Raw genomic sequence first — 20,583 nt, 5'->3', positions numbered from 1 at the left:
GACAAATTCAGTTCAGTTTAGACAGCTTTTGCTGCAACTCCGCCAACTGCTTCTTGATGTCGTCCAGATCCTCACTCGACTGGGGTTTGGCCTCGCTATCCTTTTCGGGACCGGACCAACTGCCGGAAATGCCGCTGGTCATCGCCTTCAGAAATGCCTTTTGCTGCGCTTGCAGTGCGTCGAAACCCGGAATCTGGGTCATCGGATTCATCGCAGACATGTTTTCCATCATTTTGCTTTGGCTTTCGCGCAGCATTTCGAACGAGCTTTGCAGGAATTGCGGCATCACTCCTCCGCCCGGCAACATATAGCTGCGCACAAGATCGTTCAGCACGTTCACCGGCAGGACATTCTCACCGCGGCTTTCATGCTCGGCAATGATTTGAAGCAGATATTGCCGTGTCAGATCATCCCCAGTCTTCAGGTCTATGATCTGAACTTCGCGACCGTCACGTATGAATGCCGCAATATCTTCGAGCGTGACATAGTCACTGGTTTCAGTGTTATACAGCCGACGGCTGGCATATCGTTTGATTAGCAACGGTTTTTCTTGTTCTGACACCGTCTACCCTCCCCAAGGAATGATGCATTGCAGCAGAGATTATGCGAGTGCAGAACAAAAAGAAAGGGCAGGTCTTTCAACCTGCCCAACGCGATTGCACCAAATGGGAGGAGTGGGTGCGCCTCGCTATTTTACCTTACTTGGCGCCAGCTGCTTTTTTCGCAGCAGTGGACACGTCGTTGGTTGCTTTTTTGACAACGGCAGTTGCGTCTTCTGCAGCGTTTTTGCCAGCAGCCATCAGCAGCTCAACGGTTTCCGACTGAACTTTTTTCGCGATTTCAGCGAAAGCAGCCAGGTTTTCAGCAGCAACTTCAGCCGACGCGCTTGCGTAGTCGGTTGCAGCTTTTGCGTAATCTGCAGGGTCAGATTTCGCTTTCGACATATCGGACAGTTTGGCCAGGGTTTCCTTGGTCCATTTGTTCGAAATCTCAGCCGATTTCTCAGCCGCTTCCAGAGCAACGCCCGACAGCTTTTCGTTCAGGGTCGCGGTGGTGTTGAACGCACCTTCCAGAGCAGTGGTGTCAACAGGGAATGCACCCATCATGTCTTTCAGGGTCGCGGTAAAGTCTTGAGTCTTTGCCATTGTCCAAATCCTTTGCTTGCCGATCCGGGCCAACCCCGGGCTTCATCAGCTTGAGGATAATATCGTTGCTGCATCGCAGCATTGCAAGTTTTTTCTTGCTGCACTGCAGCAATATTTTTCTAAACTGTTAAAAATCAATCTGTTGCCTTCACCAAAACATAGGTTCCTGGTGCCTCGGCCAGGGAAGCGTATCCCGAATCGCCCACTTGGCGCGCCGAGATCTGCTTGCCGGATCTCTTCTTCAGCCAAGCTTCCCACTGCGGCCACCAGGACCCATTATGAAAATCGGCCTCTTTCATCCATGTATCGGCATCCGCATTCAGATCAGGGTTGGTGTAGTGGCCGTATTTCTTCTTGCTCGGCGGGTTCACGATGCCTGCTATGTGACCGGATTCCGAAACGACAAACGTCTTCGAACGTGACCCCATCTGCTGCACACCCCGATAACAATCTTTCCAGGCGGCGATATGGTCGGTTTCACAGCTGATGGCCATCAAAGGAACATCAACGTCGCGGATATGTAGTTTGTGCCCAAGCAAATCGAAACCGTCGGTCACAAATTGATTTTTCTGACAAAGCCCCCGCAAATACTCGATTGCCATTTTGCCCGGAAGATTTGCGCCATCCCCGTTCCAGTAGAGCAAATCAAACGCCGGAGGGGTCTCGCCCATCATATAGCTTCGAATGGCGGGGCCGTAGATCAGGTCATTCGATCGCAGGAACGACATGGTACGACCTATGACCCATGCTTTTAGGATACCGTCTTTAGTCACTTGTTCTTGAATGCCATCGACAAAGTCATTCTGTAGGAACGGCGTGAATTCCCCCTGTTCACCGAAATCGGTCAAGGTTGTAAAGAAGGTCGCCGATTTGATGGATTTGTCGCCACGCTGTTTCATCAGGGACAGGGTCAGGCTCAACGTGGTGCCGGCAATGCAATATCCTACCGCATTGACCTGCTTGACCTTACAGATCGACTTGACGGTCTCGATTGCGGTCAGAAATCCCTCTTCGACATAGTCGCCCATACCGACCTCGGTATGAGAAGCATCCGCATTAACCCAACTCACAACAAACAGGGTATAGCCCTGCTCGGTCACCCATTTGATGAGGCTGTTCTGCGCCTTAAGGTCCAGAATATAGTATTTGTTGATCCAGGGCGGAAACAGAACGATCGGGGTTTCGTGTACGGTCTCGGTCGTGGGTTTGTACTGGATCAACTCCATAAGCCTGTTGCGATAGACCACGTCGCCCGGAGTTGTTGCGATATTCTCGCCAAGCTTGAACGCGGATTCATCCGCCAGTCTGACAACCATTTCACCATTATTGGCTTCAAGGTCCGCAACTAGATTCTCTAGCCCTTTGATCAGCGATTGCCCTTCCGTCTCGACCGCCTTTTCCAGCGCGTCGGGATTGGAGGCCAGGAAATTCGTCGGAGACATCAAGTCAATGATCTGTTGCGAAAAGAAATGCAGCCTCTGCTTGTCCTTGCCGTCCAGATCGTCGACCGAAGCAACCGCCTGCGCGATTGCATCGGCATTTGTCTGATACTGCTGGCGAATAAACCGGAAATAGGGATTGGTGTCCCAAAGAGGGTTTGAGAACCGTTTATCCTTGGGTCCGGGTTCGCTGTCCTCGACCCCGCCGGCGGCCAGCGCCTGCTGAGCCTCAGCAAAGTTCATAACGGATTGTCCCCAGAAGGCGACCTGATGTTCCAGAAGCTTGGCGGGATTCTGCCACGCTTCGGCGAAATACGAAGTTGCTGCTCTTGCGAAAAGATCTTGATTCGGACCGTCCAACGCGGGAGTGTGCGCCTCTTTGCCAGCCATCACATCGATCAGCCTTTTCGACAATTCTTCGACTTTCGTCATATTTTCTCTAATCCGTTCAAGGTGTTCCTCGGACAGCTCTGGCGCGTTATCTTCACTTGTTGTCATTTTAACAATTCCACCCTAACCTCGCTGCTATGCAGAATAACGTCGTGGGCGTCGGGGGGCAAAGCGACGAATGGTCCGAATTATCAGGCTGACACTCAGGAGGCCCATTTCATGCGCTACATGATGACCTACGATCTGATGGAAACGATGCGCAACACCAATCAGTGGATGGGTGCTACGGCAAGTGCCATGGCTTCTTATCCGCTGTTTTCGATGGTGCCCAACCCTGCGTTCAGCATGATGGCCGCCTGGGGCGAGGTGACTGAGCGGACGTTCCAGCGCATGGTTGTAAAACCCGACTGGGGAATCCGTACATTCACTTGCGAAGACGGCAAGGATCATCTGGTCGATATTGTCCCGGTGATCGAACGCCCTTTTGGTGATTTGATACATATACGTGTCAATGGCCGCGCCGAACAGCCCCGCAAGGTGCTGTTGGTCGCCCCGATGTCTGGACATTACGCCACTTTGCTTCGGTCCACCGTAAAAAGCCTCTTGGTAAATTGCGAAGTTTATATCACAGACTGGCATAATGCGCGCGATATCCCCGTGTCCGAAGGTAAGTTTGATGTAGAGGATTATACACTTTACCTTGTCGATTTCATGAAAGAATTGGGACCGGACACCCATGTTGTAGCCGTCTGCCAACCGGCGCCGCTGACTCTGGCCGCCACAGCCTATCTGGCCGAGGTCGAACCCAAAGCCCAACCCAGCACGCTGACTTTGATCGGTGGACCTGTTGACCCGGATGCCACACCTACCGACGTGACCGATTTTGGCCGTCGCGTGACAATGGGGCAGCTGGAAGAAACCATGATTCAGCGCGTCGGCTTCAAGTATAAGGGCGTCGGGCGCATGGTGTATCCCGGCCTGCTGCAGCTGGCCTCGTTCATGTCGATGAATTCGGACCGGCATTCTCAGGCGTTTTCCGAGCAGATCCAGAGGGTTATGCGGGACGAGGCTTCGGATCACGATGCCCATAACAGATTCTACGACGAATACCTCGCCGTCATGGACATGACCGCCGAGTTCTACCTTTCGACCGTCGAACGCGTCTTCAAAAACCGCGAAATCGCCCGCAACGAGTTTGTTGTTGCAGGGCACAAGGTGGATATCGGCAAAATTACAAACGTTGCAGTCAAAACAGTCGAAGGTGCGAATGACGACATCTCGGCCCCTGGCCAGTGCATTGCTGCGCTCGAGCTGTGTACAGGGCTGCCGGATTCGAAAAAAGCCAGCCATGTCGAACCTGGCGCAGGTCACTATGGCATCTTCGCCGGCCGCAGCTGGCGCGACAATATCCGCCCATTGGTGATCGAATTTATGAACGCCAACGCCCGCAAACCCTCGCGCAAAGCGGCCAACCGCAACAAAGTGGCCTAACGCCGATGGGAAAGAAAGTCGCCAAACAGACGGCTTTCGCCTGCAACTGTGGAAAACTCTTTGGCAGCATTACAGCCAGAGGCGTTCAGTACGGCACGCATGTAGTCTGCTTTTGCCGTGATTGCCGGGCCGCGCAGATATATTTCGGGCAACCGGACCCTGCGCCGGAACCGGTGGACATTTTCCAAATGGCCCCTGAAGAAATAAGGATCGACGGCGGCATCGAACACCTGGCCGCGATGCGCCTTGGCCCCAAGGGGATGCTGCGCTGGTATGCCAACTGCTGCAATGCGCCGCTGGCGACGACATCAAATACTCCAAAATTTCCGTTTGCGGGCTTTGATGTGAAACGAGTTTCCGATCCGGACTGTTTAGGGCCGGTTACGACCCAAGGGTTCATTCCCCAGGCCGATGGAAAACACAAGCACAAGCGACTGGGTTACGCTGTCGCCGGGATTGTTACGCGGGTACTAAAATCCCGGTTTTCTGGCAGCTGGAGGGACACCCCGTTCTTTGATCAGAATACGGGCCAGACGATCTCAACCCCGGTCATTCTAAGCAAAGAACAGCGTAAAGCGCTCTACGCGTAATCCAGCGCAGGCTTCACGCTGAGCCAGGTCTTCAGCGCCTCGGTGACATTTTCAGGCGATTCCAACGTAGGCAAATGTCCTGCATCCTTGATGACGTGCAGTTCTGCATTTGGGATCAGGTCCGCCATGAACGCATGCCTTCGCACCGGAACAACCGTGTCATGCGCCCCGCATAGCACCAAAGTCGGGGCCGTGATCCGGCGCAGGTTGCCCTGCTGATCCGGGCGACGCTGCAGCGCGCGAATCTGACGCTCGAACACCTGCGGGCCCAAATCCAACGCCATCGAGATGACATCAGCAAGAATGGGAATACGTCGAGGCCCCGGGGCCAGCGAATCCGATCCAATCAGCCGACGCATCACTTCCTCTAACCGACCCATCTTGGCGGCGACCAACAGCTCCTCCCGCGCAGCTGCGGTCTGGGGCGATTCCGAATGCGCATCCGAAGCCATCAGACACAAGCGCGACACCCTCTCGGGTGCATATCGGACAATTTCCAAAGCGACTACGGCGCCCAGGCTTAGGCCCGCCAATGCAAAGCGTTGTGGCAACTGAACCAATAGGCCCCGCGCGATCTCTTCAATCCGTTCAGCAGTCGAAACCGAAGCGACCGTCACGGCGCGATCACGTGACAGGGCGCGCATCTGATGCTCAAATACCCGCGCATCACACATCAAACCGGGCAAAAGAACCAACGGCTCGATCAAACAACGCCTCCTTTGGAAAAGTCACTCAAATCGTCGTCATTAGTTTCAGGATGAGAGGTTTTGTATGGTTCGGCAAGTTAAAGTTCAGGGGTAGCGGATACTGCGAAAAGCGGGGAAGTCCGCATATCGTTTTTGCCGCTCAAGGTCACCATCGCCAGGCGCGCCTCCTGGGCGCAGAAGGCAGCCCCGCGGTGCAATATAACTGTCGATGCGCTTATAAGGCACAGGCCTCCAGACCAGATTGAAAGCACAGAGTTTTGGAAAGAACCAGATTTCGGAATATTCAAGATGGTCGTGCATCCACCACGCCAAATCCCGCCAATCCCGCCCCGCCTCATATTGATCCGCAAACCATGGGATCACGATCGATGCCCCGGCAATCCGATCATCACCCACAGCGCGATCCCAGATGTGACATTCAAGCGGGTTATCATTTCGCGCGCAATTCAGCCGGTTTTCATTACCGAAATGGTTCAATGATGCCGAGCGATAGCCGGATCGTACGGCAATCCGGCCAAAGGTCTCCTCAAGCGGGTCCAGCAGGGTTTCGCAAAGCGCCTTTCCGGTTTCGATGGCAAGGTCGGGATCGTCAGGAAAATTCTGCTTTTCGTGAAAATTGCCTATTTCCGAATACAGAAAATCGCGCATGAAAAAATGACGGGACAGACGCACACGACCGAGGGTTTCAAGGCTCCACATACTGCCTGGTCTGCGCATTATTTCTTCCTCACTCGATCCCCAAGGTTTTCAGCCATCTCAGGATACCAGCCACCACTTCGTCGGTCTGCCCCGGAGACATCAACCGCCCGGCGATCACATGGGAATTAGGATCGTCCCCGGGCCCCATTGTTACCAGCTCAACCGACGCAGGGGCGCCCCATGCCTTGGCAATCTCGTGGGTCAGGTCGGCACGCACGACCTGATCTTCATTCGAGAACCAGAACAACGCGGGAACCTTTGCGTCTGAAAAATCCAGCGCATAGACCACATCCACCAGCACTGTCATCGGCACCACAGCCTGCCAAGGGTAGACCGCCGACCAGAATTTGTTCTTTTCCGGGTTCACCCCTGCGACGCCCCGGGTTTCACCCATCATCAGGGGCAACCAAATGCGCGCCCAAGGCAATCCGGGTATCCATGCTCCGGCCGCTTTAACGCCGAAATTCGGAGAAACAAATACGATCCCTGCAACGTTTTGGCTCAGCTCTTCATTCAGTGCGGCTGCCGCTGCCAACGTGCCGCCGGTTGATGTCGAAATCACCACGACCTTATCCCCAACCGCCCGTGCGGCAGCCAGCCCTTCAGCAAGATCCTGCATCCAACCCGAGGCCGTCGCCTCACCCATTGCATCCCCGCCGCGACCATGACCCCGCAGCCGCGTGTAGACCAGATTGGCGCCCAACGTTTCGGCGAGCAGATCGGGAACCGGTCGGATCTCTTCGGATGATGCAGAAAACCCGTGCAGATACAGAATCGAAACAGGTGTTCGCTGCTCTTTATAGCCCTCTTGCCAAATAACTCGCTTTTCGACCCCCGGAATGATGTCGGCGAATGCAGATTCCACACTTTCGAAATAGACCTGCACCCCTTCACCGAATTTGCGCGCGTCAAATGTTGGGGCCAGATCAACCTTCTCACGCGGGCCAAACCAATAGATCAGGCCAAACGCAACGATCAATGTCAGAAAAACGCGACCCAATATCCGCATTATTGGGCTGCCATCACATCGAGAACGGCTTGTTCGATCAACCCCAGGCATGGGCCATCCGAAAAGCGATGATCGGCGTGCTTGATCAATGACAGGCGCATATCGGGCCCGAACGCATGTTCAATCAGGCGCACTGCTGTTCCGGCTGAAACTGCTGTGTCTTCGGTACCTTGCAAAAACCGCACGGGAAAAGGCAGATGCAGAGGCCTGCGCAGGACCAAATGTTGGCGACCATCTTCGATCATCCGTTTGGTCACGATGTATGGCTCCATATAGTCCGAAGGCAGCTCGACATGGCCAACAGTTTCCAGTGCCTGTTTCTGGTTTTCCGAGAATGAAGCCCAATACCCGTCCTCAGTAAAATCCGGCGCAGCAGCGATGGTCACCATTCCCTGAATCCGATCTGGCAGCGCTTTGGCCAACAGAAGCGCCTGCCACCCCCCCATGGACGAGCCGACAACAATCAGCGGCCCATCCGTCAATTCCGTGATCGCGGCCAGCGTATCCTCATGCCAGTCACCAATGCATCCTTCTACGAACGTGCCCCCGCTTTCACCGTGACCTGAATAGTCGAACCGCAGAAATGAATGGCCTCGCCCCTGCGCCCAGACCTCCAAATGCACCGCCTTGGTGCCCTCCATATCGGATTTGAGCCCGCCCAGAAACACGATGGTTGGCCCGGTGCCCTCGCTTTTGTGATAGGCCAGCCGCCGTCCCTGCGCCGTTTCCAGAAAATTCGTCGCTGCCATGACACCCTCTTTTCTTTTTCCGACATCATGCACGCCCCACCCCCAAGTGCAATTCCAAGATCCCCCTTCATCTGGCCAAAAATACCTCGGGGAGCGCGAGGGGCTGGTCCCTCGCGCCGGCCCTTGACAGGTCCACCACCACCTGACAAATGAAGCGAACACAACATAACCCGCAACCGGGCGTTCAGTGGGCGCCAAACCGACGAGGAGAGCCAGCCATGGCCTTGGACGCACAGTCAATCTCTCTCACTTTTCCTGACGGCAATGCACGATCCTATGACGTGGGTGTAACCCCTGCGCAGGTGGCCGCCGACATCTCGACCTCACTGGCCAAAAAGGCCATCTCAGCCACGGTGAATGGCCAGCATTGGGATCTACAATGGCCCATTGAATCTGATGCCGAAATCGCCCTGCACACCATGAAAGATGAAGATCAGGCAAACGAGCTGATCCGCCACGACCTCGCCCATATCATGGCCCGCGCCGTGCAGGAAATCTGGCCCGATACCAAAGTCACCATCGGCCCCGTCATCGAAAACGGCTGGTACTACGATTTCGACCGGGCCGAGCCATTTACGCCCGAAGATCTCGGCGCGATTGAGAAAAAGATGAAGGAAATCATCAACAAGCGCGACACCGTGACCACCGAGGTCTGGGACCGTCAGCGCGCGATTGATTTCTACACCGAAAACAACGAGCCCTATAAGGTCGAATTGATCGACGCCATCCCGGGCGACGAGCCGTTGCGCATGTACTGGCATGGCGACTGGCAGGACCTGTGCCGTGGCCCGCACCTTCAGCATACCGGCCAGGTTCCGGGCGATGCGTTCAAGCTGATGTCCATCGCCGGGGCCTATTGGCGCGGTGACAGCGACCGCGCGATGCTGCAACGCATCTATGGCGTGGCTTTTACCGGCAAGGAAAAGCTCAAGGCGCACCTGCACATGCTGGAAGAGGCTGCCAAGCGTGACCACCGCAAGCTGGGCCGCGAAATGAACCTGTTCCACATGCAGGAAGAAGCTCCCGGCCAGATCTTCTGGCATCCGAATGGCTGGAAGATCTATACCACCCTGCAGGACTATATGCGCCGCATGCAGGAGCGTGACGGCTATGTCGAAGTCAACACACCGCAGGTTGTTGACCGCAAATTGTGGGAAGCCTCGGGCCACTGGGACAAGTATCAGGAAAACATGTTCATCGTCGAAGTCGACGAGGAACATGCCCGTGAAAAGGCCGTGAACGCCCTTAAGCCGATGAATTGTCCCTGCCACGTGCAGGTGTTCAATCAGGGTCTGAAATCCTATCGCGATCTGCCTCTGCGCATGGCCGAGTTCGGGTCTTGCGCGCGGTACGAACCCTCTGGCGCGCTGCATGGTATCATGCGGGTGCGCGGCTTTACCCAGGACGATGGGCATATTTTCTGCGCCGAAGATCAGATCGAATCTGAAACTGCAAAATTCATCGCGTTTCTGTCGAAGGTCTATGCCGATCTCGGTTTCCATGATTGGACCATCAAGCTCTCGACGCGCCCGGAAAAACGCATCGGGTCGGATGAAAGCTGGGATCTGGTCGAAAAAGCCCTAGGTGACGCCTGCAAGGCCGCAGGATACGACTATGAGCTTCTCGAAGGCGAAGGCGCCTTCTACGGACCCAAGCTTGAATTCACCCTGACCGACGCGATCGGCCGTACCTGGCAATGCGGCACCCTTCAGGTGGACCCCAACCTGCCCGAGCGGCTGGACGCCAATTTCATTGGCGCGGACGGATCGAAGCACCGCCCCTTCATGCTGCATCGTGCAACGCTGGGTTCGTTCGAACGGTTCATCGGCATCCTGATCGAAGAACACGCGGGCAAATTGCCCTTCTGGCTGGCCCCGCGTCAGGTCGTGGTCGCTTCGATCACCTCCGAGGCTGACGGTTACGTGCAGGAAGTGGTTGAGATACTCAAGGGCGCAGGTATCCGAGCCGAGGCGGACATCCGCAACGAAAAGATCAACTATAAGGTTCGTGAACACTCGGTCGGCAAAGTTCCGGTCATTCTGGCCGTCGGTCACCGTGAAGTTGAGGACCGCACGGTCAGTGTCCGTCGTCTTGGTGAGAAACAGACACAAGTGCAGCCGCTTGAGGCTGTAACAAATGAACTGTCGCGGGCCGCTACGCCGCCCGACCTGCTGTAACAATCAGCGGCAAATTGCACAAAATCCGGCCCCCTCTGAGGGGTCGGATTGAAACATTTGCGTTTTATCTCTTCTAAAACAAACTATTAGTTTGCAAGATGTCATGACAGTCATTGACGGGCTCGTGAGACACAGGCTCGTGAATTCAACTGTGACCTGCAACCCATTACCTTTGTCATTGTCGAACACAGACATACGCAGTCATCAAAAGGATAACCGAGATGTCGAACACCGCTAAATCCCTTGTCATCGCAAGCGCCGTAGCCGCAGCCGTTTCAGGCATGGCCACAACCGCATCCGCACAAGCCAAAGAAAAGTGCTATGGCGTTTCTCTGGCCGGTCAGAACGATTGTGCCGCCGGTCCTGGCACCACGTGCGCGGGCACCTCGACTGTTGATTATCAGGGCAATGCCTGGACGCTGGTAGATGCCGGCACCTGCGCCGATATCGACCTGCCTCAGTCAGCTGACGGCGCTGCCCGCAAGGGATCGCTCGAGCCGCTGGAGCGCGACCTGCCGGCATAAGCCTGAGTTTTTGCCAAATCTGAGGGGCGGGCAAGAATCGCCCGCCTCTTTTTTCAAGACCGCGAGGTTACCAGATGTTGGACAGCACAATCCGATCGAACAGGCTGCCTACGGCACCAGGCGTCGGCTATAAGCCTCAGCATTTCCAGCAGATTCTGGATCACCCGCAACCGGTCACATGGCTGGAAATCCACGCCGAGAATTACATGGGCGATGGTGGCCGCCCGCTGGCACAGCTGCGGCACTTGTCGGAACACTTCCCGATTTCCGTCCACGGCGTTGGCCTGTCCATCGGCGGTGAAGGCCCGCTGGATACCGACCACCTGGCCCGCTTGAAACACCTTGTCGGCTGGCTCAACCCCGCCAGCTTTTCCGAACATCTGGCCTGGTCGACACATGACAGCCACTTCCTGAATGATCTGTTGCCCCTGCCCTATACCGACGCAACCCTTGCACGGATTTGCGATCATATCGACCAAGTTCAGAATGTCGTTGGGCGACAGATGCTGCTTGAAAACCCGTCAAGCTATCTGGCGTTTGATGAAAGCACGTGGTCCGAACCCAACTTCCTGCGCGAAATTTCGGGCCGCACCGGATGCGGGCTCTTGCTGGATGTGAACAACGTTTTCGTATCGGCGACAAATCTCGACTTCTCACCGCAGAGCTATATCGACGCCTATCCGCTGGACAAGGTTGGTGAGATCCACCTTGGCGGGCATGATGAGGATGAAGACGACCACGGGCATCCCTTGCTGATCGATAGCCACGGGCGAGAAGTGGTTGATCCGGTTTGGGCTCTTCTGAACTATGTGCTTGAACAATCGGGACCAAAACCTGTTCTTGTGGAATGGGATACCGACGTCCCTGATTGGCCTGTCTTGCGTGCCGAAGCCGATCGCGCCCAAGCGGCACTGGACCGCATTCCAGCATGAGCGTGTCGCAAGAAGAGTTTCACCTGGCTTTGCTGGATCCAGCCATGTCGGTGCCTGAGGGCCTTGTGGACGCGTCGGATCAGCCGGCGGGACGGCGTTTCAGTGTCTATCGCAACAATGTTGCCGTTTCGCTGACCGAAGCCATGCATCAGGCCTTCCCGGTTATCGCCAAGTTGCTGGGTTTGCAAAACATGGACGGGTTGGCCGGGCTTTTTCTGCGCAGCCACCCACCAACCTCGCCGTTGATGATGTTCTATGGCGAAGCGTTTCCGGATTTCCTGGCCGGGATGGATCAGCTGTCGCATATCGGGTACCTTCCCGATGTGGCGCGACTGGAGCTGGCCCTTCGCCGATCTTACCACGCGGCGGACAGCGTGCCAGCGTCGGACGACGCGTTAGCCGTGCCACCCGAAGATCTGTTCCGGGCCCGATTGGAATTCGCACCTTCGATGCAGATCTTGCGCTCGGACTGGCCCATCTTTTCGATATGGCGGTTCAATACCGAAGACGGCGCACCGAAACCCCAAGCTGGTGCTGAAGATACCCTGATCACGCGCCGCGAATATGATCCTGTTCCTCAGGCCCTGCCGCAAGGCGGGGCGGGTTGGATCGCCGCGATGCAGGCCGGAAACACAATCGGACAGGCATTTGAAAACACTACCGAAACCACCCCGGATTTTGATCTTGGGGCCACTCTGGCGCTGCTGTTACAGGGCGGCGCTATCACTTCTGTGACTATTGAAAGGCTGGCAACATGACTGCCCTGATCTCTCTTCATAACAACGTCCTGGGACGGATCGACAGCTCGGCCAACTGGCTGACACCAACCCTGGCGCGTCTTGTCTTTGTTGCCGTGTTGCTTGTCTACTACTGGAACTCAGCCACCCTGAAAATCGACGGGTCGATTTTCTCTCCGTCAGCGGGGGCGTTTGGGCAGATTTTCCCCAAAGCGGCAGAGGCCGTACTTTATGACGTAACCCAGATGACTTTTTTCCAACGCGTCGTAATCTTTCTGGGAACAGTCGCCGAATTTGTCCTGCCAGCCTTGTTGCTGGTCGGCCTGCTGACCCGGGTGGCAGCCCTTGGGATGATTGGGTTTGTTTGGGTCCAGACCATTGTCGACGTGACCGGTCATGGCGTCAAATTGGGAGGCCTGTTCGACAACGCACTTACTTTGATGGATCAGCGCGTGATGTGGACTTTCCTGTTTCTGGTCATCGCGATAAACGGCGCAGGCCCGATCTCGATCGATCGCATCCTGCGCCTGAAGTAACTCAGAAATGTGCCTTGGGCTCGTCCGGTTTACCCGCGGCCAGCCCAAGGAGACCCGCCACGGCGGCAAAGGCGACCGGGAACATGGTGAACACATTGAACCCGAACGCATAATACATCCCAGCCGCAGAAATCAGCAGCAACACGCCACCAATCAGAGCGCGGGCATGTGCCATCGCCCCGCCCGCAATAGCCAATAAAGGCGCAAGGATCGCCGCGGTTCGGATCAACTGCGCATTGTCCACCTGCTCGGCAATCCCGTCGATTTCGCCAAACCTGTCGATCAACTCGACATATCCATAGCCAACAAACCCGACCAACATGCCGATCAGACCGGCAACTACCCCTAAAATCATCGCTGCGTTACGCATTTAGAACCCTCTAGCTTGCGACCAACCACATAAGTACCCACTCAGCCAACGCCAAGGGCTGCCTGCGTTTCAGCCGTCCAGCCCAGATAAAGTGCACCGTCTTTCTCAACAAGCGGTCGCTTCATCAGGGTGGGGTGTTCCTGCAACAGCTCCAGCGGCTCTTTTTTGCGCTGCTCTGCATCTAACCCCCGCCATGTTGTTGATCGAATATTGAGCAAAGCCTCGCCGAAGTGATTCAGGGCCTGAGCCAGCACCGCCGCTGGCACGCCCTGCGCCCGGACGTCTATGAATTCTGCATCTGGAAGCGATTTCAATGTCTTACGACAAGTATCACATGTTTTCAGTCCATAAACGCGCATTTTCGGGCTGCTCCTGTATTGATTTTGGTCGTCGGCAAATTCGCCAGTGTATTCCGGTATTTCTTGATTTTTTACTTCACCGTGCAATGTTGAAAAAGACGAAACACGTAATTCGGGCCGTGTCGTGAGCGCGAGACGGTGATGTGTTGTGGTGACGTCAATTCCTACCCCCACCAATTTTGTGGGACAACGTGCAAGTAGAAGGAGACACGGGAAATGCCAATTGGCACCGTGAAATGGTTCAACACCACCAAAGGCTATGGGTTTATTGCCCCTGACGAGGGCGGCAAGGACGTATTTGTTCACATCTCGGCCGTTGAAAGATCCGGTCTTACCGGACTCGCTGACAATCAAAAGGTCGCTTACGAACTGGAAGACGGACGTGACGGCCGGCAAATGGCTTCAGATTTGAAGCCACTGTAAAATCCCGTTACTGCGGGTACGAAAATCAGGACAACGGCCAATTTCAGGCCGTTGGCCATCGAAAGTGATGTGCCTATTCTCGCACCCTGCTGCTTTCGGGGCGCGTGGTTCAATTTTGCCACATGGCACGATACAGGACGTACTGGTCGCATAGGTGACCACCATCGTCCAGTTGCCGGATTATCTAGTCCACACTTCCATCAGTTGTTCAGGATCGCAAATCCCGGCTCTTGCCCGGTCAGAGGTGAACTGGAGCGCAAGTTTTTGGTGCATGTAGCCGTGGGTTCGCAAATCACCATCGACGATGGGTGGACTCGGCCTGTGCCACGCAAGGCATGAACAGGGTCAGACAACCGGTTTTGATCAAAACTGAAAGTGTCATGAAACGATCGCAACCATTTCATGACGCCCCGTATAGACAAACGGCAAGCGCACTCAGCTTTCCTTGATGATCGCCTCGAACTCACGCCATTCCCGCCCGGTCATGCCCGAGTTTTCCTGAGTGACCGTCTCTCCGGCCAACATCCGACGCAGGCTGTCGACCATCTGGGCGGAAAGATTGACCGCACCCAGGCGGTAATCTTCAAACGCCTTATAGGCGGCCGGCACCCAATCAGCGACGATCTTGCACATGGCATCGGCGTAAACACGAATTTCGTATTGGGCATGAGGATCCGCGCGCAGACGCAGGAAGTGGAACAGGTTGTGCAGGTCAACCTTCCAGTACCATTGCGTGTAGATATTCGCCGGAAGGTTCATCCGCGCCAGTTCACGCGCAAGCCCTTGCTGCCCGTCCTGACCCATCATCGCCTCGTAATTGTCATAACAACGCGCGCTATCAGCTTTCAATATCTCAAGGACGCGCGCGGCTTCTTCGCCCTGCAACGTATCGCCGCGACCCTGATTGTTGATCTCGGACTGCGCGGACACGTGCTCGGGTGCCGGGATATAGAATTCACGGTCCAAAATCGAATAGCGCGCCGAATATTCATTCACATTCGCTGTCCGGTGCCGAATCCACTGTCGCGCGACAAAAACCGGTAACTTGACGTGCAACTTTATCTCGCACATCTCAAACGGGGTCGAGTGCCAGTGCCGCATCAGATAGCGGATCAACCCTTCGTCATTTTGCACTGATTTGGTGCCCTTGCCATAGGACACGCGTGCGGCCTGACAAATCGCAGCGTCATCACCCATATAGTCGATCACGCGCACAAAACCGTGGTCCAGAACCTGATGCGCCGTGTACAGGTGTTCCTCCATCCCCGCAGCTACAACACGGCGTGTTGGATGCGATTGCGCCCGTTGCGCTTCGATCTCGGCCAGTTGGTCAGAGGACAGCGGCATGAAATTTCCTTTCCAGCAATGAGTCGCCTGCCACTATATATCGCCAATCAAAAGACAGGAACCGCGATATGTGCGCCCACATTTGCATTTTCAGAATTGTGTCCGCGCGGCCTCTCGACACGTGATGTACGCGCGCTAAGGTGCAGGGCATCACCGGAACAGAAAGGAACCCGCAATGGGGCTCACTTACCTCCACACCATGGTTCGCGTGAAGGACCTGGACAAATCCATGGCGTTTTACAAGTTGCTGGGCCTTAAGGAAACGCGCCGCTATGACAGCGAACAGGGGCGGTTTTCCCTGATCTTCATGGCTCCCGCTGGGCAAGAGGATCGACCAATCGAGTTGACCTATAACTGGGATGGGGATGACGATCTGCCCAACGACAGCCGCCATTTCGGCCATCTCGCCTATGGAGTCGACAATATTTATGAAACCTGCCAGCACCTGCAGGACAATGGAGTCGTGATCAACCGGCCACCGCGCGACGGCCGAATGGCGTTTGTGCGGTCACCCGACAATATCTCGGTCGAGTTGCTACAAAACGGTGATGCGCTGGAACCGGCCGAACCCTGGGCCAGCATGGAAAGCACCGGGCACTGGTGATCCGCTGGTTGATCACACTGGGCCTAGCCTTTTTAGCCAGCCCCCTGCGGGCCGAGCCCTGTCGCCTTGCGCTTGCGCTGGCAATGGACATTTCAACATCGGTAAGCGCAGAAGAGGACGCGCTGCAAAGGCAGGGCCTTGCCGCAGCGTTGGTTGCCCCCGAGGTGACCGAGGCCTTCTTTTCCTCGTCGATGCCGGTCGCGCTGGCTGTTTATGAATGGAGCGGCCGGGACGTTCAGCACATCATACTGGGCTGGACGATGATCAACACGCAGACCGATTTGCTGGTGGCAGCGACCACGATACAGCAATCGGTCCGATCAGACAGCGACTCGGCCACGGCGATGGGGTATGCGCTGGCCTTTGGGGCGACGCTGATGCAGCAGGCCCCGACATGTCTTTTTCAAACCATTGATCTGTCAGGTGACGGTTCGAACAACGATGGATATGGCCCGGATTCCGCCTATCGGCATTTTCCCTTTGAGAATACGATTGTGAATGGCCTGGTCATTAATGCCGCCGACTTCGAAGGCGAGCTGTACCTGATTCCCTTCTTTGAAAACAATGTCCTGTACGGCCCCGGGGCGTTTCTGGAAATCGCCGACGGGTTCCAGGATTTCGAACGCGCCATGCGGCGCAAACTTGAACGCGAACTAAAAGGTATGCAGATCGGTGCATTGTCGGGCCCCGGCCAGCGATGATACGTGCGCTTGCAACGATAGTCAGCATATTGGCCACCTCTGCGGCATCAGAATGCCGCCATGCTTTGGCTTTGGGCCTGGATGTGTCGGGATCAGTCGACAGCTCGGAATACCGGTTGCAGCTTGGCGGCTTGGCAGGTGCTTTGCGCAGGCCCGAGATTAAGCAACTCTTTCTTTCAAACACAGCAAACCCGGTACACATCGCGATTTATGAGTGGAGCGAACCCGGCCACCAACGCCTGTTACTGGGCTGGACCGCAGTACAATCGGACCTCGATCTGGGGCGCATAGCCACCCTGCTCGACCATGTGAAACGCAGCGGCGCTCCGCAAGGAACCGCCGTCGGGTCCGCCATGCTGTTCGGTGCCGAGCTTTTGGGCCAGAAACCCGATTGCTGGAAGCGGACATTGGATCTGTCGGGGGACGGAAAGCACAATATCGGCCTGCATCCAAGAAATGCGAAACAGAAGCTCTCTGGCGACGGTATCACGATCAATGGACTGGTCATCGGTGCCGACGACCGTGACATCGGAAGCACCCGCTATGTTCAGGTCGGAGAGCTGCTGGCCTATTTCAAAGCATGGGTCATCCTTGGTCCTGGCGCCTTTGTCGAGGTTGCCCTGGGCTTTGACGATTACGAAGAAGCAATGACCCGTAAACTGATCCGCGAACTTGAAGGCCTGACTCTATCAGATGCGGGACAGAGGCCGGCCAAGCATCAGTAGATATAGCGGATCTGATCCGTCCAATACCGTTCTACCCGCCGCAATGCTCCGGTAATGTCTTCGATCCCTTCCTGTCCAAGCACGCCGCGCGATTGTAGACCTTCGGCATGTCTCGAAAACAGCTCGGAGACGATATCGCGGATTTCCCGGCCCTGTGGCGTTAACCGGACACGCACCGAACGGCGGTCTATTTCGCAACGCTGGTGGTGCATATACCCCATCTCGACCAATTTTTTGAGGTTGTAGCTGACATTGCTGCCTTGATAGTAGCCGCGGCTTTTCAATTCACCAGCGGTAACCTCATGATCTCCGATATTGAACAAAAGCAACGCTTGAACCGCGTTGATCTCAAGAACACCGACCCGTTCAAACTCATCTTTGATGACGTCCAACAACAAACGATGAAGCCGCTCAACCAGAGCAAGTGCCTCAAGATAGCTGGTCATGAAGCCTTTGACCCCCGGCGCGGAGACCTGCATTTCCAAACTCATACGATCCTCCGATTCATTCGCGCAGTTTCAGGCAGAATGAAGCGAAAAGCCGAAAAATCAGTTAAGCCGGATAATCTTTATTTTTGAAAGGTTTGTGCGATTTCGGAAATAAGGTCCGAGAATTGGGTAGGTGGCAGGACCTGGCCGGTGACCCATTGATACAGGTCCTGATCATTCTCGTGCAACAGGGCGTCGTAAACATCCAGCCCTGTTGGATCCATGGAGTCCAGATTGCGGTCTGCATAGGCAGCCAGAATCAGATCCATCTCTTTGATGCCGCGTCGCATGGAACGCATTTTCATCCGTTTGATCCTGACATTGCGCGGTTCGGTCACTATTCCGCCTCCAGCATCATGCGCACACGTTTCTCCAGCCTTGCAGCCCGCTCGGCGCTGGCGCGCATCTCGCCTCGGATTGAACGAAGCTCGGATACGATTCCGGCCAGGTCAGGTGCGTTTTCTCCAGCCTCGACAGGGGCGTCCATCCCGTCGCCCTCGCCGGTGAGAAGCCACATGATCGAAACGTTGATCATGCCTGCCATCATCGACAGTCGGTTGGCCCGGGGCTCAGACAGATCATTTTCCCAGGCGGCAATCGTAGACTTCTTGACACCCAGCCTGCGGGCCAGATGTGCCTGCGTCATCCCCGCTGCTTCACGCGCCCCTGCCAGCCGGTCTCCGAATGTCGCCGCGTCGGGTCCGTACCAGTCATTTTCGTCGTTCATTGGGGTCTCCAAATCTCTTGTTTTATATCGCTTGATCGTCGTTCGGGCGCACCCTATGACAGTCAGGCTAAACATACAAACTGAGGCCGACCATGAGTTTCCTGTCTGCGACACTGTCACGCGTAAAACCATCTCCAACAATCGCGATGACAGCCAAGGCGGCCGAATTAAAGGCAGCCGGACGAGACGTAATTGGCCTAAGCGCCGGAGAGCCAGATTTCGACACGCCCCAGAACATCAAGGATGCTGCGGTGGCGGCCATCGCCGCTGGAAAGACCAAATACACCGCGCCCGATGGCATACCAGAGCTGAAGCAGGCGGTTTGCGCCAAGATGAAACGTGATCATGGACTGGACTATTCGCCTGCTCAGATCTCGATCGGAACCGGTGGCAAGCAGACGTTGTATAACGCGCTGATGGCCACCATGAACACGGGCGATGAGGTGGTCATACCTGCGCCCTATTGGGTCAGCTATCCCGATATGGTTCTTCTGGCAGGGGGAACGCCTGTGACAGTTGAAACGACCTTGGAGAACAGTTTCAAACTAACCGCTGAACAGCTTGAGGCAACTATTACCCCAAAGACCAAATGGTTCATCTTCAACTCTCCGTCCAACCCAACCGGTGCAGGGTATAGCCGGGCGGAATTGAGAGCTTTGACCGATGTCCTGATCAGGCACCCGCATGTTTGGGTAATGACAGATGATATGTACGAGCATCTGGCCTATGACGGGTTTGAATTCTGCACACCGGCCGAAGTCGAGCCCAGGCTTTATGACCGCACCCTGACCTGCAATGGTGTATCCAAAGCTTATGCGATGACTGGCTGGCGGATTGGCTATGCAGCAGGGCCTACCGAATTGATTGCGGCAATGCGCAAGGTTCAGTCGCAATCGACCTCGAACCCCTGCTCGATCAGCCAATGGGCGGCGGTAGAGGCGCTGAACGGTACACAGTCCTTTCTGGCCCCGAACAATGAAACGTTCAAACGCCGCCGTGATCTGGTCATCAGCATGCTGAACCAGATCGAAGGAGTGACCTGCCCAACTCCGGAAGGTGCGTTTTACGTCTACCCTTCCATTTCCGGGTTGATCGGAAAGACCACGCCTGCTGGCACTTTGATCGACACAGACGAAGCCTTCGCAACCGCGCTTTTGGAAGAGGCTGACGTTGCAGTCGTCTTCGGCGCTGCGTTTGGGTTGTCCCCCAACTTCCGCGTCAGCTATGCTACGTCAGATGAAGCGCTGACCGAAGCCTGCACGCGCATTCAGAGGTTTTGTGCTTCGCTGACCTGATCGGAGACCTTATGACTGCCGAATTGCCTGAGTACTATTTCCGCATACGCGAAAACGGTGCCGCGGTTTTCCGGATCGACACGGAAAACCGCCAACGTCGGATTGAAATGAACCAGATCGCGGTCATCAACATCCGCAATGGAGAGGTGAAGCCGCAGGGTCAGCGCGCTCTGACTGAGGCGGATCAGGCCGAAATCGAGCGCTGGATGGCAGAACGTAAAGATCTTCTGGCGCAGCGCGATATCGACGATATTCACCGCGCGGTGGACTATCTGAACCTAACCACACAGTGGGCCCAGTCCAAAGCGACTGACCAACAGCTCGAGGACGTTACGGACCGGCTACTACTGGCGATGCATGATCTGCGCAGCGTATTGGTTCGGAAGAAAGCCGACCGGCTGAACAAAGGCTAATTTGCC

26 protein-coding genes are annotated in these 20,583 nt (G+C 55.6%); 13 read left to right on the top strand and 13 right to left on the bottom strand.

The genetic code is table 11. The features are described 5' to 3' along the window. Positions 1-7: 7 nt before the first annotated feature. The 3 genes from phaR to AC2FJW_RS06020 all read right to left on the bottom strand — a co-directional run bounded on the left by phaR (position 8) and on the right by AC2FJW_RS06020 (position 3,082). Positions 8-562: a polyhydroxyalkanoate synthesis repressor PhaR gene (gene phaR / locus AC2FJW_RS06030; RefSeq protein ID WP_496749494.1), complete on the bottom strand. Its 555-nt coding sequence runs from the start codon at positions 560-562 to the stop codon at positions 8-10. A gap of 136 nt (positions 563-698) precedes the next feature. Beyond that, positions 699-1,145, bottom strand: coding sequence for a phasin family protein (locus AC2FJW_RS06025; RefSeq protein WP_142633002.1), 447 nt, complete (start codon positions 1,143-1,145; stop codon positions 699-701). A gap of 134 nt (positions 1,146-1,279) precedes the next feature. Next, positions 1,280-3,082, bottom strand: coding sequence for a PHA/PHB synthase family protein (locus AC2FJW_RS06020; RefSeq protein ID WP_496749493.1), 1,803 nt, complete (start codon positions 3,080-3,082; stop codon positions 1,280-1,282). Between the two features lie 111 nt (positions 3,083-3,193). On the opposite strand from AC2FJW_RS06020, the gene phaZ reads away from it, so the two are divergent. Both phaZ and AC2FJW_RS06010 read left to right on the top strand, forming a co-directional pair. Next, a complete protein-coding gene (phaZ, locus tag AC2FJW_RS06015; RefSeq protein ID WP_271947865.1) occupies positions 3,194-4,465 on the top strand; it encodes a polyhydroxyalkanoate depolymerase in 1,272 nt (423 codons plus the stop codon). 5 nt (positions 4,466-4,470) lie between these two features. Continuing rightward, positions 4,471-5,055: a DUF6151 family protein gene (locus AC2FJW_RS06010; RefSeq protein WP_496749492.1), complete on the top strand. Its 585-nt coding sequence runs from the start codon at positions 4,471-4,473 to the stop codon at positions 5,053-5,055. On the opposite strand, the gene AC2FJW_RS06005 is transcribed toward AC2FJW_RS06010, so the two are convergent. The 4 genes from AC2FJW_RS06005 to AC2FJW_RS05990 all read right to left on the bottom strand — a co-directional run bounded on the left by AC2FJW_RS06005 (position 5,046) and on the right by AC2FJW_RS05990 (position 8,219). Further along, entirely contained in the window at positions 5,046-5,762 is a 717-nt protein-coding gene (locus AC2FJW_RS06005) for an alpha/beta fold hydrolase (protein WP_142632994.1), read from the bottom strand. The genes AC2FJW_RS06010 and AC2FJW_RS06005 overlap by 10 nt on opposite strands. Before the next feature lie 84 nt (positions 5,763-5,846). Continuing rightward, on the bottom strand, positions 5,847-6,461 hold the full coding sequence (locus AC2FJW_RS06000; RefSeq protein WP_496692460.1) for a hypothetical protein: 615 nt from the start codon (positions 6,459-6,461) through the stop codon (positions 5,847-5,849). Between the two features lie 28 nt (positions 6,462-6,489). Beyond that, the gene (locus tag AC2FJW_RS05995; protein ID WP_496749491.1) at positions 6,490-7,470 is read right to left on the bottom strand and encodes an alpha/beta hydrolase; all 981 of its coding nucleotides are present in this window, start codon (positions 7,468-7,470) and stop codon (positions 6,490-6,492) included. Further along, entirely contained in the window at positions 7,470-8,219 is a 750-nt protein-coding gene (locus tag AC2FJW_RS05990) for an alpha/beta fold hydrolase (RefSeq protein ID WP_496749490.1), read from the bottom strand. The genes AC2FJW_RS05995 and AC2FJW_RS05990 overlap by 1 nt, the downstream gene beginning before the upstream one ends. Before the next feature lie 218 nt (positions 8,220-8,437). Here AC2FJW_RS05990 and thrS point away from each other — a divergent pair, with 218 nt between their 5' ends. The 5 genes from thrS to AC2FJW_RS05965 all read left to right on the top strand — a co-directional run bounded on the left by thrS (position 8,438) and on the right by AC2FJW_RS05965 (position 13,125). Further along, positions 8,438-10,396: a threonine--tRNA ligase gene (gene thrS / locus AC2FJW_RS05985; protein ID WP_496749489.1), complete on the top strand. Its 1,959-nt coding sequence runs from the start codon at positions 8,438-8,440 to the stop codon at positions 10,394-10,396. A gap of 221 nt (positions 10,397-10,617) precedes the next feature. Further along, positions 10,618-10,920: a BufA1 family periplasmic bufferin-type metallophore gene (locus AC2FJW_RS05980; RefSeq protein WP_142632987.1), complete on the top strand. Its 303-nt coding sequence runs from the start codon at positions 10,618-10,620 to the stop codon at positions 10,918-10,920. 74 nt (positions 10,921-10,994) lie between these two features. After that, on the top strand, positions 10,995-11,852 hold the full coding sequence (gene bufB, locus AC2FJW_RS05975; RefSeq protein ID WP_496749488.1) for an MNIO family bufferin maturase: 858 nt from the start codon (positions 10,995-10,997) through the stop codon (positions 11,850-11,852). Next, positions 11,849-12,610, top strand: coding sequence for an HvfC/BufC family peptide modification chaperone (locus tag AC2FJW_RS05970; RefSeq protein ID WP_496749487.1), 762 nt, complete (start codon positions 11,849-11,851; stop codon positions 12,608-12,610). Before bufB ends, AC2FJW_RS05970 begins: the two co-directional genes overlap by 4 nt. Continuing rightward, entirely contained in the window at positions 12,607-13,125 is a 519-nt protein-coding gene (locus AC2FJW_RS05965) for a hypothetical protein (RefSeq protein ID WP_496695928.1), read from the top strand. Before AC2FJW_RS05970 ends, AC2FJW_RS05965 begins: the two co-directional genes overlap by 4 nt. 1 nt (position 13,126) lies before the next feature. On the opposite strand, the gene AC2FJW_RS05960 is transcribed toward AC2FJW_RS05965, so the two are convergent. Both AC2FJW_RS05960 and AC2FJW_RS05955 read right to left on the bottom strand, forming a co-directional pair. Further along, positions 13,127-13,495, bottom strand: a complete 369-nt coding sequence (locus AC2FJW_RS05960) for a hypothetical protein (protein WP_142632981.1) — start codon at positions 13,493-13,495, stop codon at positions 13,127-13,129. A 41-nt stretch (positions 13,496-13,536) separates the two neighbouring features. Further along, complete coding sequence (locus tag AC2FJW_RS05955; RefSeq protein ID WP_496749693.1) at positions 13,537-13,854, bottom strand: ArsC/Spx/MgsR family protein; 318 nt, start codon at positions 13,852-13,854, stop codon at positions 13,537-13,539. A 216-nt stretch (positions 13,855-14,070) separates the two neighbouring features. On the opposite strand from AC2FJW_RS05955, the gene AC2FJW_RS05950 reads away from it, so the two are divergent. Next, positions 14,071-14,277: a cold-shock protein gene (locus AC2FJW_RS05950; protein ID WP_496749486.1), complete on the top strand. Its 207-nt coding sequence runs from the start codon at positions 14,071-14,073 to the stop codon at positions 14,275-14,277. A gap of 435 nt (positions 14,278-14,712) precedes the next feature. Here the strand turns inward: AC2FJW_RS05950 and thyX are convergent, their stop codons facing one another. Continuing rightward, positions 14,713-15,624 (bottom strand): FAD-dependent thymidylate synthase, encoded by a 912-nt coding sequence (gene thyX, locus AC2FJW_RS05945; RefSeq protein WP_281971864.1) that lies wholly within the window; start codon positions 15,622-15,624, stop codon positions 14,713-14,715. Positions 15,625-15,799: 175 nt separating this feature from the next. Here thyX and AC2FJW_RS05940 point away from each other — a divergent pair, with 175 nt between their 5' ends. From AC2FJW_RS05940 to AC2FJW_RS05930, 3 genes are read left to right on the top strand one after another with little or no spacing between them, the layout of a single operon-like run. Beyond that, positions 15,800-16,228, top strand: a complete 429-nt coding sequence (locus tag AC2FJW_RS05940) for a VOC family protein (protein WP_142632976.1) — start codon at positions 15,800-15,802, stop codon at positions 16,226-16,228. Then, positions 16,225-16,929, top strand: a complete 705-nt coding sequence (locus AC2FJW_RS05935; protein WP_281994409.1) for a DUF1194 domain-containing protein — start codon at positions 16,225-16,227, stop codon at positions 16,927-16,929. The genes AC2FJW_RS05940 and AC2FJW_RS05935 overlap by 4 nt, the downstream gene beginning before the upstream one ends. Further along, the gene (locus AC2FJW_RS05930; RefSeq protein ID WP_496749485.1) at positions 16,926-17,654 is read left to right on the top strand and encodes a DUF1194 domain-containing protein; all 729 of its coding nucleotides are present in this window, start codon (positions 16,926-16,928) and stop codon (positions 17,652-17,654) included. Before AC2FJW_RS05935 ends, AC2FJW_RS05930 begins: the two co-directional genes overlap by 4 nt. Here the strand turns inward: AC2FJW_RS05930 and AC2FJW_RS05925 are convergent. The 3 genes from AC2FJW_RS05925 to AC2FJW_RS05915 all read right to left on the bottom strand — a co-directional run bounded on the left by AC2FJW_RS05925 (position 17,648) and on the right by AC2FJW_RS05915 (position 18,869). Beyond that, complete coding sequence (locus AC2FJW_RS05925; RefSeq protein WP_271947897.1) at positions 17,648-18,145, bottom strand: MarR family winged helix-turn-helix transcriptional regulator; 498 nt, start codon at positions 18,143-18,145, stop codon at positions 17,648-17,650. The two genes, AC2FJW_RS05930 and AC2FJW_RS05925, sit on opposite strands and share 7 nt — an antisense overlap. Before the next feature lie 77 nt (positions 18,146-18,222). After that, positions 18,223-18,480 carry a succinate dehydrogenase assembly factor 2 gene (locus tag AC2FJW_RS05920; protein WP_496749484.1) on the bottom strand — a complete coding sequence of 86 codons (258 nt, stop codon included), beginning with the start codon at positions 18,478-18,480 and terminating at the stop codon, positions 18,223-18,225. Next, positions 18,480-18,869 carry a helix-turn-helix domain-containing protein gene (locus AC2FJW_RS05915; protein ID WP_142632968.1) on the bottom strand — a complete coding sequence of 130 codons (390 nt, stop codon included), beginning with the start codon at positions 18,867-18,869 and terminating at the stop codon, positions 18,480-18,482. The genes AC2FJW_RS05920 and AC2FJW_RS05915 overlap by 1 nt, the downstream gene beginning before the upstream one ends. 92 nt (positions 18,870-18,961) lie before the next feature. Between AC2FJW_RS05915 and AC2FJW_RS05910 the strand changes: the two genes are divergently transcribed. Both AC2FJW_RS05910 and AC2FJW_RS05905 read left to right on the top strand, forming a co-directional pair. Beyond that, the gene (locus AC2FJW_RS05910; protein ID WP_496749483.1) at positions 18,962-20,164 is read left to right on the top strand and encodes a pyridoxal phosphate-dependent aminotransferase; all 1,203 of its coding nucleotides are present in this window, start codon (positions 18,962-18,964) and stop codon (positions 20,162-20,164) included. Positions 20,165-20,175: 11 nt separating this feature from the next. Continuing rightward, positions 20,176-20,577 carry a hypothetical protein gene (locus tag AC2FJW_RS05905; protein ID WP_271947903.1) on the top strand — a complete coding sequence of 134 codons (402 nt, stop codon included), beginning with the start codon at positions 20,176-20,178 and terminating at the stop codon, positions 20,575-20,577. The last annotated feature ends 6 nt before the right edge of the window (positions 20,578-20,583 follow it).

It is taken from the genome of Ruegeria sp. CDSA020 (genome assembly GCF_059612345.1).
Note: the sequence above shows the minus strand (reverse complement) of the source record. Positions and strands in the feature narration are given on the sequence as shown.